The following is a 12,455-nucleotide window of genomic DNA, read 5'->3' as shown; positions in this document are numbered from 1 at the left end:
TAAAGTCTGCTCAACCTTTCTAAGGTGCACACATAACGCGTAGCGACAGAGACATTCTAAGTCTGTATCGCCCGCAGAGCAGACTTTAAGTTGAATTCAAGCAACGACTGCACCGAGCCCAAAGCGGATGGTCCGCTTTGTTCCAAAGATAGGCCTAACCCTGCAATCCCGAAAACGCTGCTAGCGAGAGAAAAACATCTGCTCCATTTCGCGCCGTATCCGCAGGCGTTCGGGATATTCCTGCAGGAACACCTTGGGCGGTTTGCCTTCCCAGACCTGCGCATAGACGCGCATCTTGTTACCGCCATAGATCTTGGCGAGGTCTTCGTTGGAGTATCCGCGTGCCCAAAGGTCATCGGTAATTGCCGCAAGGATTTTAGCCAGTTCGCCATTGCCAGTAGCGCCGCGATTAAACGCGTCGATCATGTAGCCGCCGTCGTCATACATTGTTGCGTTGGCGGTAGCGAAATCGACCACCAGTTCGGTTGAGAACATGTCATCGGTGGCAATGCCGACGTGATCCACCCCAACCAATTGCACATAGTAATCGATCATATCAGCGGCTTGTTTGGGCGAAATATCTTCTGGCCAGATGCCGTCCATCATCCATTCGGTGAAGGTAGGCGCGACATAGCCACCGGAGTTTGCTGCGCGGACCGCCTCGTCATCGTGAATGGCGCGATAGCATCCTCGCGCTGTCCGGTTGGGTTCATCCAAATACAAACCCGCAGGCACCGAATGGGTATAGACGTAAGGCACGCCGGGATAGTTCGCATCCATGTAATCCATCGCATTATTGGCTGTTTTCGACCCGGTATGGCTGAGGTCCAGCAGGATGCCGAAGCGAACCATTTCATCGATCACAGATTCGCCCCATGGCGTTAGTCCGATATCGCGTCCATTGTAGGCGGCCAGCTGGCCCGAGCCAGTACGGAAGATATCGTTATAGGCCAGGATCATCGATTTGATGCCCATGTCCTTGAGCAGGGCCATCTTTTTCAGATCGCCATTCAGGATCGTTGCAGTCTGGCTGTTCCAGATCACCGCCGTCTTGCCTTGGATATGCGCAGCTTCGATATCTCGGGTCTGGTTCACGATCAGGTAGTTTTCGGGGAACTGCGCCATGGCCGCGCGGAAATGGTAATGCTGTTCTAGCAGGGTCTCGAACGACATGTCGGCAGCAGCCAGTGTCATTTCATGCCCGGTGATGCCATTATCGCGCGCGCGCTGGAAATAAGTGTGCAGCTGTTCGTAATCCGTCCAGCCGGTGCCATAGGGGCTAGCCAGCATGCCAATCACTATGGTGTCCTGAACAAATTGCTTGGCTTCTTCCGAAGCGGGCCAGGTCTTGCTTTCTTCGCTGGCGAAAGCGGCCGTCATGCCAAAGGCAAAAAATATGGCGGAAAGCGTCGACTTCATCCTGTACAATTTCCTTTCAATAAACTGCCCAGCGGAGGGCATGAGATCGTGCTGGTTGCAACATCAACCGAGTATTCCCGGGCCCAGCTTAACAGAGTATGACTTATCATTGTGGGTCATTTGAATGGAGATCGCCGTGTCGCAGAGCCGTCCCAGACAGGCCGAACTGGTCCTGATCAAGGCCGCGCAGGTTATGCCATTTGTTGACACGATCTCCCGGCGGGGCGGCGATATTGCGGGTTTTGCAGAGCGCGCTGGCATGCCTCTGGACGCAGTGCTTGAGGGGCAGGGTCTGATCGGCGAACGTTCGGCCTGGCGCTTTATTGGTTTTGCGGCGCAGGCCTTGGACTTGGACCACCTAGGCCATGTGACCGCGCAGGAGCACCCGGTTCATTCAACGGGCGATTTGGGCGGCATGCGGGTGCGCATGGCATCCACGCTGGGCAGGTTGCTGCGGTTTTTCGTCGAAGATGTCACGTTTGAGAACAACGGCGCGCAATACGCGCTACTCCCGGAAGGCAACACTGTTGTGTTCCGCCGAAATGTGATGTTCCCAGATTGCGTAGGCAGGTGGCAGACCGAACAATACATGGTTACCGTCTTGATGCAGATTATTGCGCTCTGCGCGGGCCCGGACGCACGGCCTTTGCAGATAAGGCTGGCCTCCAACGACCGGCCGTTGCCGGTGCCGGCAGACTGGGATGGTATCGACATCCGATGGGGCAATACGTGGACCGATATCGTTCTGGATGCGGACCTGCTGAACACGCCTTTGGATGCCGGTCTTGCCAAACTGAACCAGTATCATGCGCGGAATGCGGACACGCCGGTTTCAATCGACGACATCGACTTTATCGTTGATCGGTTAATCTGGTCCGGGCAGGCACGGCTGGACTGCGTTGCACGCGAACTGGGTGTCAGTGGCAGCACCGTGAAACGAAGGTTGCGCCAAAGCGGACGCAGGTTTTCCCAGATCGTGGATGCAAGACGTCATTACTGGGCCGAGTACATGCTGAGCGAAACGGACACGCCGATTTCACGTACAGCAAGCGCGTTGGGCTACCAGCATCTGTCGAACTTTTCCCGCGCCTTCAAAGTCAAAACCGGCGTGTCACCGCGCGTGTTTCGCGCTCAATTGAAAGCCAATTCAACCCCAAGAAGCTAGCAAAATCGCCGTAAAGATAGCTTCGGCTCGGACCCTTTCCCAATGACCGCATTGTCCGCATAGCGGAAGTTCGGCTAAAACTCAGGGAATGTCGGCTTGGTCTTGCTAACCGGAACACGCTATCAGAGCGGACTATGCCACTCTTGAAACCGGCTAAACCCGAAGAAGATAGATGCCCACTCGCAGGGGCGAGGCTTACGCCCCGCCCTTTGCTAGGTTGTCCCGCTTCCAAAGAGGTTGCAGGTTGCTGTAGTGGCAAAGTTCGACGAGGTTTTCCAAAGACCCTGCAGCTGAGAGAGGGGTAATATGGTCCAACTCCAATTGACCATATCGATCCCATGTTATGCCGTCCTTGAACCAGGCCTCAATGTGCCGCTGTGATGCAGTAGGCCGTTTTACAATTGTTGCCATGGCCCATATCTCCTGTTTTGGAGACATCTTTTTTGTCTAAGTGCAGCGGACACAGTTTCACATGCAGCACAGCAGTAAGTGTTCGTCTCGTAAGACCTTTATGCAGTGCGATGAAAGGATGGTGGGTGATGAGAGACTCGAACTCCCGACATCTTCGGTGTAAACGAAGCGCTCTACCAACTGAGCTAATCACCCGTGACGCGGGATGTAGCCAAGCCTGCGCTCCGGCGCAAGGGGGGACAGCCGAAAATCTCGGCCGATCCATTGGGTCAGGGCTTCATGTCCTGCATCGCCGCCAGAAACTGTGTCACCTCATGCTCGGAGTTGTAGTGGCACAGCGAAACCCGGATGCAGTCCGGCAGGCCCAGCGGACGCAGGACGTTGCCGCTGTAGTGGTCGTCCTTGCGCGTGTGGGTGCGGATGCCTTGCGCGTTCAGTCGCGAGACCGCCTCGGCCGACGGGATGTCGCGCACCACGATCGAGACCAGCCCTTCGCGTGCCGGGTTCTCGGCGCCGGCCAGGATCGAGATATGGTCCATGTCCCGCAGACCGGGCAGGTTGCCGGTACCGTTGATCATCACGTTGGTCAGATGCGTTTCATAGCTGTGGATCGCGCGCCCGGCGGCCTCGATCCGGGCGCGCCGGTCGGTGGCATCTGATACCTGCCCGCCCAGCCAGTCGAAATAGTCGACCACGTCGGACATTGTCGCATAGGCGCCTGTGTCGCGGGTGCCGAATTCCCAGCCCGCCTTGGGGGCGTCGATCAGCTGGTCATGGGGCAGGGTGGTCAGCCGGTCCGAAATCCAGGCGACGCCATAACCGTGCCGCGAAAACACCTTGTAGGGGGAAATCGCATAGCCATCGACGCCATAGCTGTCGATGTCCAACTGCCCGTGCGCGGCGTGTTGGATGCCGTCCACGATGATGAAACAGTCTGGCGAGACCGACCGGATCGCGCGGGCGATGGCGGCCACGTCCATTCCCATGCCGGTCACCGGAGAGGCATGTAGGATCGTGGCTACGGCCACATCCGGCGACATGCGCGCGGTATAGTCGGCCGCCGTGACCAGGCCGGTCGCATCGTCATGGGGCACATTCACATAATCGAGCCCGGCGATTCCGGCCCAGCGGCGCGCGGCGCTGCGGCTGGCCGGGTGTTCGATGCTGCTGCCGATCACCTTTGCCCCCTTGGGCGCGTTCACGCAGGCCGTACGGATCATGCGGAACAAAAGCTCGGTGCCGCTTTCGCCAACGAAGAATTGTCCCGAGGAGGCGTTCATGAACACCGCCAGATCGGCCTTGGCACGGTTGATGATGTCGACCAGGGCGTGGCTGGCCACGTTGTCCCGCCCCTGATTGTCCGGGATGGCCGCAAACCGGGCCGAGGTGTCGACCACCGATTTCAGCGTCAGTGCCCCCCCCGCGTTTTCGAAGAATATGCGTGGACCTTGAAACGGACAACTTTCCACATGGGCAAAGCGCGCTCGGATGGCGTCGAGCAATCCCGGTGTTTCGTGCAGCATGGCGGGTGTCCTGTCCTGTCGAATATGCCTGCCCCGCATCTATGGACGTCGGTGCGCCCGGGTCAATCGTTTCCGCGCCCCGTGGCGGTGGTGCCCGGCTTGCCGTGCCCACCGGCGACCGGCGGGCGGGCCTCTGTGGCTTTACTCGAAGGGCCCGCGCCTTATCATGAACGGCAGCGAGTTTCAGCTGACAGGTTTTCCGATGGCGCGTTTCCTTGTGTTCTTTCTGCTTTGCACGTCTCTTCTGGCGCCGCTCGCGGCGCAGGCGCGGGGCTTTGGCCTCAGCGTTCGCCCCACCTACCGCACCGAGATCCGCCCTGTCGGCGATGGTATCTACGAGGTAAAGGCGATCGGCTCGTCCGCAGCGGTCAATTACTGGTGCGGCATCGGAGACTATGCCATCCGCCAACTCGGCGTGCCGCGCGCGCAGCGGATCTATGTCTGGAAAGCCTACGAGAAAGGGGCCAGAACGGTCCAGTTTTCGCTGAAGCCGCCGCCGGGCGCGGACACCACGCCGGGATATTCGATCACCGTCAGCCGCGTGGGCGAGAACATGTCGGCCTCGTCCGCGCAGAACTACTGCTATGACAACTTCATGGATTTCGGGTTCTGAACCTCAGACCCATTTGGCCAGCGGCGGCAAGCTCATCAGCACGGCGTCGGGGTCATGCCCGGTTTCCAGGCCGAATTTCGTGCCCCGGTCATAGACCAGGTTGTATTCGGCATACAGCCCGCGATGTACCAGCTGCACATCCTTGTCGGCCTCGGTAAAGGGCTGCACGCGCCGCTTTTCCACCAGAGGCAGAAATGCCGGCAGGAAGGCCCGACCGATGTCCTGGGTCAGCGCGAAATCCGCCTGCCAGTCGCCGGTGCAGTAGTCATCCATGAAGATCCCGCCGACGCCCCGCGCGCGCTTGCGGTGCGGGATGTAGAAATACTCGTCGGCCCACTCCTTGAGGCGCGGATAGTGCCCCGGTCCGTGCGGGTCCAGATGCGCCTTCTGCGTGGCGTGGAAATGCGCCGTGTCCTCAGGGTATTCGATGCAGGGGTTCAGGTCGGATCCGCCGCCGAACCACCAGGCATGAGGCGTCCAGAACATGCGGGTGTTCATGTGAACGGCCGGGACATGCGGGTTTTGCATATGCGCCACAAGGCTGATACCCGAGGCCCAGAACCGTGGGTCGTCGGCCATGCCGGGGATGCCCTTGCGCGCGGCCATCGCCTGTTGTGCCCGCTCGCCCAGTGTGCCGTAGACCGTCGAGACGTTGACGCCGACCTTCTCGAACACGCGGCCGCCGCGCATGACCGACATCAGCCCGCCGCCCGCGTCGGACCCATCTTCGGACTGGCGCCGGGTTTCCTTGACCTCGAAACGGCCGGGTTCGGCATCGCTGAAGGGACCGGTGTCGTGGCTGTCCTCCAGCGCCTCGAAGGCGGTGACGATCTGATCGCGCAGGCTGCGGAACCAGGCAGAGGCGGTGGCTTTTTCGGTATCGAACATTGGGCTCAGTGGGCTGGGGCGGCGACCGGGTCCAGCAGGGTGCGGCCTCCGTCGATTGTCAGGATCTGGCCGGTCATGAAGCCGGAAGCCTCGGACGCCAGGTATTGCGCCGTTTCGGTCAGTTCGGTCGGGGCGGCGATGCGGGCCAGCGGTGTGTGCTTTTCGATGTCCTTGCGAAAGTCGCGGTTGTCTTTCAGGGTCGTCTGCAACGAGGCGCTCATGACCGAGCCGAGCGCGATCGCATTCACGCGGATGCGGTGCGGCGCCAGGGTCACGGCCAGCGACCGGGTCAGCTGATCCAGCGCCGCGCTGGCCACGGAATAGGCCAGCAGGTCGGGATGCGTACGGCGCCCGGCGATCGAGGACAGGTTGATGATCGAGCCGATCTGGGTGTCTTCGCTGCCGTCGGCCTGTTTGATCATCCGGTTGGCGACCATCTGGCTCAGCCGCAGGGTCGGCATCAGGTTCTGGTTCAGCAGGGCGCGCACCGAGTCGTCCTCGGGGTCCAGTGGGTCCGAGGGGATCACCTGCCGCGCGCCATTGACCAGGATATCCACCTGATCGAACGCGTCCAGCGTGGCGGACAGCAGGTTGGCTACGGTCAGTTTTTCACGCAGGTCTCCGGCAAAATACCTGATGTTGCCGTCGTCGACCTGTTCGCCCAATTCGTCGGCCAGGCCTTTTTCGTCGATGTCGGCGAACATCACGTTGGCGCCCGCGTCGGCGAAATGACGGCCGATCGCCAGCCCGATGCCGTTTGCGCCTCCGGTCACGATGGCGGTCTTGCCAGCTATGGAAAATGACATGCGGTTCCTCCAGAATCTCGGCGCAGGTTAGACGGCTTCACCGCCGAGGGCGAGAGGCATGGAACACCTTGAAGCGGTTGTCTCCAGCCAGTTCCTCGACCCGCGCGAAGGTCTCGGACAGGGTGGTTTCGTAGGGCAGATGGCGGTTGGCCACCATCCACAGGCTGCCCGAGCGCGTCAGGTTGCGCGCTGCCGACGCGATGAAGCCCTGACCCAACGACGGGTCAGCGCTGCGCGCGGTGTGGAACGGCGGGTTCATGACCACGGTGTCCAACGGCTCGGGCGCGGTCCAGGTCACCGCATCGGCCCAGTGGAACAGGGCGCGCGGATCACTCACGTTGGCCCGGGCGCAGCTCAGTGCGGTGTGGTCGGCCTCGACCAGATGCAGGGTGGTCACCGAGTCGCGTTCGAGAACCCCTGCGGACAGGTACCCCCAGCCCGCACCCAGATCGGCCACTTTAGCCCCCAGCTTGGCCGGCAGGGACTTGCGCAGAAGGGCCGAGGCGGGGTCGATCCCGTCGGCCGAGAACACGCCTGGAGCGGTCCGGTATCCGTCGGCTCTCTGTTCCTGCGGCGCGGCCCAGTCGGCAAAGGTGTCGGCACTGGCCCGGAGCCAGAAGATCTTGCCATGTGCCTTGGAAATCGGTCCCTCGACCGCCACGCGTTTGCGGATGTCTTTCAGCAGGCTGTCGATTCCGTCGGTCTTGGCGCCGTCCACCACGATCGGACCACCGGTGCGCTGGCTGGCCTGATGGATCATCGCCCGCGCAAGCGCCTTGGCGCGCGGCAGAAACAGGATGACGCTGCCGCAGGGCACATCGGCCCGGGGCGTGGCGTCGAATCCCTGCGCCTGAAAATGGTCGTAAAACGGTTTGAACGGTTGGACGACCTGCGTGCCGCCTGGCAGCATCGAAAGGTCATGCTCCGGTGTCGGGCCGATCACCGAAACCGGCTCGGGCAGCGTCAGGCCCTGTTGCAGGGCAAGGTGAAGACGAGTGGACATGGGCTGTGGGACCGAGGCACGCGGCCCTACTCCTCTCTCTCCATGGTGCATTGCAGAGGGTGTTGGTGACGGCGGGCGAAATCCATCACCTGCCCCACCTTGGTTTCGGCGATCTCATGGCTGAATACGCCCACCACGGCCACGCCCTTCTTGTGAACGGTCAGCATGATCTCGAACGCCTGCGCGTGCGACATGCCGAAGAACCGCTCGAGTACATGCACCACGAATTCCATGGGCGTGTAGTCGTCGTTCAGCAGCAGCACCTTGTACAGCGGTGGGCGCTTGGTCTTGGGCTTGGTCTGGACAAGGATGGACGTGTCGCCATCGTCCTCCGATTTGCCAGCCATCATCCAACGGGCAGTCAGCATTGTACCGAGATTTTCCGATTCACATTTCGGGTCGTTTCAGGGCTTATATAACGTCAGCGCGCCCAGAGGAAAGAGCAACCGGCGGAATCGGAATGCATGAAAACCTGACCCTCATCGCCTTCGATGCTGACGACACGCTCTGGCAAAACGAGCGGTTCTTTCGGTTGACCCAGGCCCGCTTTGCCGAGCTGCTGGCCGACCATGCCGATCATAACCAACTGATGGAGCGCCTTCTGGCGGCCGAAAGGCGCAACATCCGGCACTATGGCTACGGCATTAAGGGTTTCGTCTTGTCGATGATCGAGACCGCGCTGGACGTCACCGATGATCGGATTCCGGCCCGCGTCATCCGCGAGTTGATCGCGGCGGGGCAAGAGATGCTGGCCCATCCGATCGAGCTTCTGCCGCACGCCCGCACGGCGGTCGAGGCCGCGGCCGAAACGCATGCCATCGCGCTGATCACCAAGGGAGATCTGATCGACCAGGAGCGCAAGCTGGCTCAGTCGGGGCTGGGCGATCTGTTCGACGAGGTCGAGATCGTGTCTGAGAAGGACCCCGAAACCTATCGCGCCATATTCCAGCGTCTCGGTCATGCGCCGGACCGGGTGATGATGGTGGGCAACTCGATCAGATCGGATGTCGTTGCCCCGATTCAGACTGGCGCCTGGGGTGTGCATGTTCCACATGGGCTGGTCTGGGACATCGAGCGGGCCGAGATCCCATCCGGCCACCCCCGGTTTCTTGAGATCGAGCATCTGGGCCACCTTCCGGCGCTGATCGACCGTTTCACGTGACCTGTGTCCGATAGGGCGCACCGGATGATTACTTGACCGCTCCCTGGCCTTTATTTTGCCGCTTTGGCCTCCGTGGTGGCCCGCGCGATCGGGTGCCCAAGATGTAGCGGTGAAACGGAGCCCGAGGGACGACGGATTCGGACAGCTTTCGGTTTATTTCGTTGGGTGCCTGTGCTATCGTTAAGACAATCAACAAAAATGCCGACCGGAAAAATCCGGCGGCGCGAGGCAGACAGAGGCAAAGATCGTGCAGATTCGGCGGATGATTCCGGCCCGGGCGGGCTTGTTCCTCATTGCGGTGATTTGGATCGCTGCAGTAGCAGCGACTCAGGCGCTGGCCGCGCCTTACGCGGCGATGGTGATCGATGCGCGCACCGGAGAGGTTCTGCATTCGCGCAACGCCGATACCCGCCTCCACCCTGCGTCGCTGACCAAGATGATGACGCTGTATATCGCGTTCGAGGCCGTTCGGAACGGCGAGATCACCCTGGACACCCCCGTGACGATCACCAATCATGCGGCGGCCGAACCGCCGTCGAAACTTGGGCTCCGCGCCGGGCAGAAGATTGCGTTCCGCTATCTGATCCGGGCCGCGGCGGTGAAATCGGCCAATGATGCGGCCACCGCCATCGGTATCGCGCTCAGCGGGTCCGAAGCGGCCTTTGCGCGCCGCATGACCCGTACGGCCAAAGCCATGGGTATGACCCGCACCACCTTCAAGAATGCGCATGGTCTGACGGAGTCGGGCCACTTGTCCACCGCCCGTGACATGACCACGCTGGGCCGGCATCTCCTCTACGACTATCCCGAATACTACAACCTGTTCTCACGCCAATCGACCTATGCGGGCATCAAGACGGTTCCCAACACGAATCGCCGCCTGCTGGCCGCGTACAAGGGCGCTGACGGCATCAAGACAGGCTATACGCGCGCGGCCGGGTTCAACCTGGTGGCCTCGGCCAAGCGCGGAAACGAACGCATCATCGCCACGGTGTTCGGCGGCAAGTCCAGCGCCTGGCGCAACGCCAAGGTGGCCGAGTTGCTGGACCTTGGGTTCCGCCGCGCCCCGTCCCGTGCCCCGATCCGCAAACCGTCCCGTCCGGCCTATGCCGGGAATGCAGGTCTGGGCGGCACCCAGGTGGCGCGCGCGATCGGTGCGCCGCAACAGAGTTTGCGCCCGGTCATGCGTCCGGGGGCCGGGGTCGCGGTTCAAGTCGCGAGCGTAGTTGCCGAAACAGCCGCCAAGAACGCGCCCCGCATCCAGGACAGCATCGCCCAGGCAATCGTCGCCGCCCAGACCACGCCCACGGCCCCGCCGGTCGAAACCGCCGACACGCGCCCGGCCCTGCGGCCCGACAACCTGGTGCTGGCCTCGACCGAACCGGCCGAGGCCGAACCCGAGCAGGAAATCGTCACGCGGCTGTCCACCTCGGGCGGCCATCTGTGGGGCGTCAATGTGGGCCGCTTCGCAACGCGGTACGAGGCCGAAAAGGTGCTGCTGAAGACGGCGCTGTCGGAAATGACCACGCTAGAAGGCTCGTTGCGTAAAGTGAACCAAAGCTCCAAGGGCTTCGAGGCCACATTCCAGGGCATGACCCGCGAGCAGGCCGATCTGGCCTGTCGCCGCCTCAAGGCGCGCAACGTCACCTGTTTCATGATCGGGCCATCATAAGGTTCGGCATTCTCTCCTGAAGGCATCGGCTGCGGAATTCCGCAGACTTTTTTAAATCGAAGACGTTTCCGTCCCGGTACTGTTCGTCCTGACCCGCGGCGGCGGTCAGGGCGGCGACGTTGTCCTTGGTGAAAAAGCCGTCATAGTGGTGGCACCGCTCGATATACTCGGTGATCAGCAGCGTATGTTTCGAGTGTTTCGAGAAGATCGGCTTAAGGTTCAGGTCGTCTTTGAATTCCCCCACGACATGGGCGAGAAACGGAACGCCTTTTTCCTTCACGGTGTTGACCACTAAATATGCGTTCTTTTCGCCGCCGGCATGGTCGCCGTCGCGTATCTCGACCACCATGTGGTGCAGACGCCGGCCGAAATTGCGTTCGACATCCTCGGTGGGTATCGGCAGCTTGGCAAACGAGTTCACGAAGGACGGGGTGTTGTTCGCGGTAAAGACGTTGGCTGGGGATTTCTTGTCGTCGTCCACGCCGGGGTGTCGGTTGACATTGGTCGACGAATTCATCTCGGCGATGTTGTAGGCGCCCCAGAAATACTAGGGCACCATGTTTAGAAACTCGAGGATCGGATCCTCGCGTTCGCCGGCCAGCACCCGCGTGACCAGATGGTCCAGGCCCAGCATCAGCGGTGCGATCGCGCTGTCCGCGCCTAACTCGGCGGCCCTTGTCAAGCGGTCCTGCTCGACCGCGCTCAGGATCAGCCGGTCGCCCAGGCCCAGACTGTCGGCGTCTTTGAAGTCCAGCGCCGAATAGCCGGCCCGGTGGCAGGTGAAATCCGATGGGGTGGTGAACAGCATCCAGTCCAATGTGTAGAAGGGGTTTTCCGTGTCGCCGACATAGTCGAACCGGATGTTCTGATCCTCGAGGGTGTTGCGCAGATCATTCAGGTCGCGCGCGGAACAGACTTCGCCGGCATAGTGGGTCTGCGGTGTCGCCCGTGCCAGCGGGTACATGCGATTGAGGCGCGAGATATAGTCCTCGAGGCCGGCGCTGAGCGGGGCCATCAGGACCAGCGCCGGAAAGACCGGATGCGCGTGAAGAACGGAAAACCGATGCGTCGGCCCCAGATAGTTTGCGGTATGGCGATACGGGGTCATCACATAGAGTTCGACCAAAGTGTCAAAGATCGCCTCGGGTTCCACCTCGAGGATGATGGCCGCCATCTGGCCGACTTGCTCTGTGACTCCCGAGGCTTGTCGGTGCTGATAGATTTTCGGCAGGTATTCGTGGAAGAAGTCCGAGTTCATCTTGTCCCCTCGCGGTTGGTAGGTCATCAGATCGAGAGACATGGACCCCTCCTTGCGCGGATGGGCGGTGCGATGAACTCCGGTCGAACTTTCACGGATTGTGCTAGGCGGTGGTTGGTCCTTGGGCAACTTCTGTGGGCTATTCAAGCGCCGCAGCCGCCATCGCGCATGGCGGGGGCTCCGAATCCAGCGCCGAGGCGTGGTGGAAGGGGCAGATGCCGCGCGATGCGAGTCGCTCTTCGTTGTGGCGTAGGGTGCGATGTGTACAATATATTGTGGGGCGCGAATCCTCCGGCCTGAGGGCCGCAGCCGAGCGCGCGGTGCCGCACTTCATTGATGTAGGTATGTCTGCCGCGGCTAGGCAATCAATCGTTTGATAATAAAAGATAAAATGTCGATTTGCAAAAAAATGCATCGAGATGCGATTTTCCCCTTGCGGCTTTGGTTGGATAATCTTAGAACCCCCTTCACCGGCGCTGGTGAGGCGGTGGTGACGGGCTGGAGAGGCGGCCTGACGGACTGGAAAGACGGTTGT

General features: G+C 61.1%; 12 protein-coding genes and 1 tRNA gene. 4 read left to right on the top strand and 9 right to left on the bottom strand.

Going from position 1 to position 12,455, the window contains the following annotated elements; all coding sequences use genetic code 11:
• Window positions 1–180: 180 nt before the first annotated feature.
• Window positions 181–1,461, bottom strand: a complete 1,281-nt coding sequence (locus AC2FME_RS18245; protein WP_496801200.1) for a membrane dipeptidase — start codon at window positions 1,459–1,461, stop codon at window positions 181–183.
• A gap of 82 nt (window positions 1,462–1,543) precedes the next feature.
• On the opposite strand from AC2FME_RS18245, the gene AC2FME_RS18240 reads away from it, so the two are divergent.
• Complete coding sequence (locus AC2FME_RS18240) at window positions 1,544–2,584, top strand: helix-turn-helix transcriptional regulator (protein ID WP_496801199.1); 1,041 nt, start codon at window positions 1,544–1,546, stop codon at window positions 2,582–2,584.
• A 530-nt stretch (window positions 2,585–3,114) separates the two neighbouring features.
• Here the strand turns inward: AC2FME_RS18240 and AC2FME_RS18235 are convergent.
• Both AC2FME_RS18235 and AC2FME_RS18230 read right to left on the bottom strand, forming a co-directional pair.
• Window positions 3,115–3,190 (bottom strand) — tRNA-Val (locus tag AC2FME_RS18235).
• 74 nt (window positions 3,191–3,264) lie between these two features.
• Window positions 3,265–4,518 carry an aminotransferase class V-fold PLP-dependent enzyme gene (locus AC2FME_RS18230; protein WP_496797320.1) on the bottom strand — a complete coding sequence of 418 codons (1,254 nt, stop codon included), beginning with the start codon at window positions 4,516–4,518 and terminating at the stop codon, window positions 3,265–3,267.
• 202 nt (window positions 4,519–4,720) lie between these two features.
• On the opposite strand from AC2FME_RS18230, the gene AC2FME_RS18225 reads away from it, so the two are divergent.
• Complete coding sequence (locus tag AC2FME_RS18225; protein ID WP_496801198.1) at window positions 4,721–5,131, top strand: hypothetical protein; 411 nt, start codon at window positions 4,721–4,723, stop codon at window positions 5,129–5,131.
• 3 nt (window positions 5,132–5,134) lie between these two features.
• On the opposite strand, the gene hemF is transcribed toward AC2FME_RS18225, so the two are convergent.
• From hemF to clpS, 4 genes are read right to left on the bottom strand one after another with little or no spacing between them, the layout of a single operon-like run.
• Window positions 5,135–6,019, bottom strand: a complete 885-nt coding sequence (hemF, locus tag AC2FME_RS18220; protein ID WP_496683458.1) for an oxygen-dependent coproporphyrinogen oxidase — start codon at window positions 6,017–6,019, stop codon at window positions 5,135–5,137.
• A gap of 5 nt (window positions 6,020–6,024) precedes the next feature.
• The gene (locus AC2FME_RS18215) at window positions 6,025–6,825 is read right to left on the bottom strand and encodes an SDR family NAD(P)-dependent oxidoreductase (RefSeq protein ID WP_496801197.1); all 801 of its coding nucleotides are present in this window, start codon (window positions 6,823–6,825) and stop codon (window positions 6,025–6,027) included.
• Window positions 6,826–6,862: 37 nt separating this feature from the next.
• A complete protein-coding gene (locus AC2FME_RS18210; RefSeq protein ID WP_496801196.1) occupies window positions 6,863–7,828 on the bottom strand; it encodes a class I SAM-dependent methyltransferase in 966 nt (321 codons plus the stop codon).
• A gap of 26 nt (window positions 7,829–7,854) precedes the next feature.
• Window positions 7,855–8,196, bottom strand: a complete 342-nt coding sequence (gene clpS, locus AC2FME_RS18205) for an ATP-dependent Clp protease adapter ClpS (protein ID WP_496683464.1) — start codon at window positions 8,194–8,196, stop codon at window positions 7,855–7,857.
• Window positions 8,197–8,288: 92 nt separating this feature from the next.
• On the opposite strand from clpS, the gene AC2FME_RS18200 reads away from it, so the two are divergent.
• Both AC2FME_RS18200 and AC2FME_RS18195 read left to right on the top strand, forming a co-directional pair.
• Window positions 8,289–8,990, top strand: coding sequence for an HAD family hydrolase (locus AC2FME_RS18200; protein ID WP_496801195.1), 702 nt, complete (start codon window positions 8,289–8,291; stop codon window positions 8,988–8,990).
• Window positions 8,991–9,252: 262 nt separating this feature from the next.
• Window positions 9,253–10,662, top strand: a complete 1,410-nt coding sequence (locus AC2FME_RS18195) for a D-alanyl-D-alanine carboxypeptidase family protein (RefSeq protein WP_496683476.1) — start codon at window positions 9,253–9,255, stop codon at window positions 10,660–10,662.
• On the opposite strand, the gene AC2FME_RS18190 is transcribed toward AC2FME_RS18195, so the two are convergent.
• Both AC2FME_RS18190 and AC2FME_RS18185 read right to left on the bottom strand, forming a co-directional pair.
• A complete protein-coding gene (locus tag AC2FME_RS18190) occupies window positions 10,643–11,179 on the bottom strand; it encodes a hypothetical protein (protein WP_496801194.1) in 537 nt (178 codons plus the stop codon). The genes AC2FME_RS18195 and AC2FME_RS18190 overlap by 20 nt on opposite strands.
• A gap of 30 nt (window positions 11,180–11,209) precedes the next feature.
• Window positions 11,210–11,962 (bottom strand): hypothetical protein, encoded by a 753-nt coding sequence (locus AC2FME_RS18185; protein ID WP_496801193.1) that lies wholly within the window; start codon window positions 11,960–11,962, stop codon window positions 11,210–11,212.
• Between the last annotated feature and the right edge of the window lie 493 nt (window positions 11,963–12,455).

The sequence above is a fragment of the Ruegeria sp. BHSC026 genome (assembly GCF_059613065.1).
Note: the sequence above shows the minus strand (reverse complement) of the source record. Positions and strands in the feature narration are given on the sequence as shown.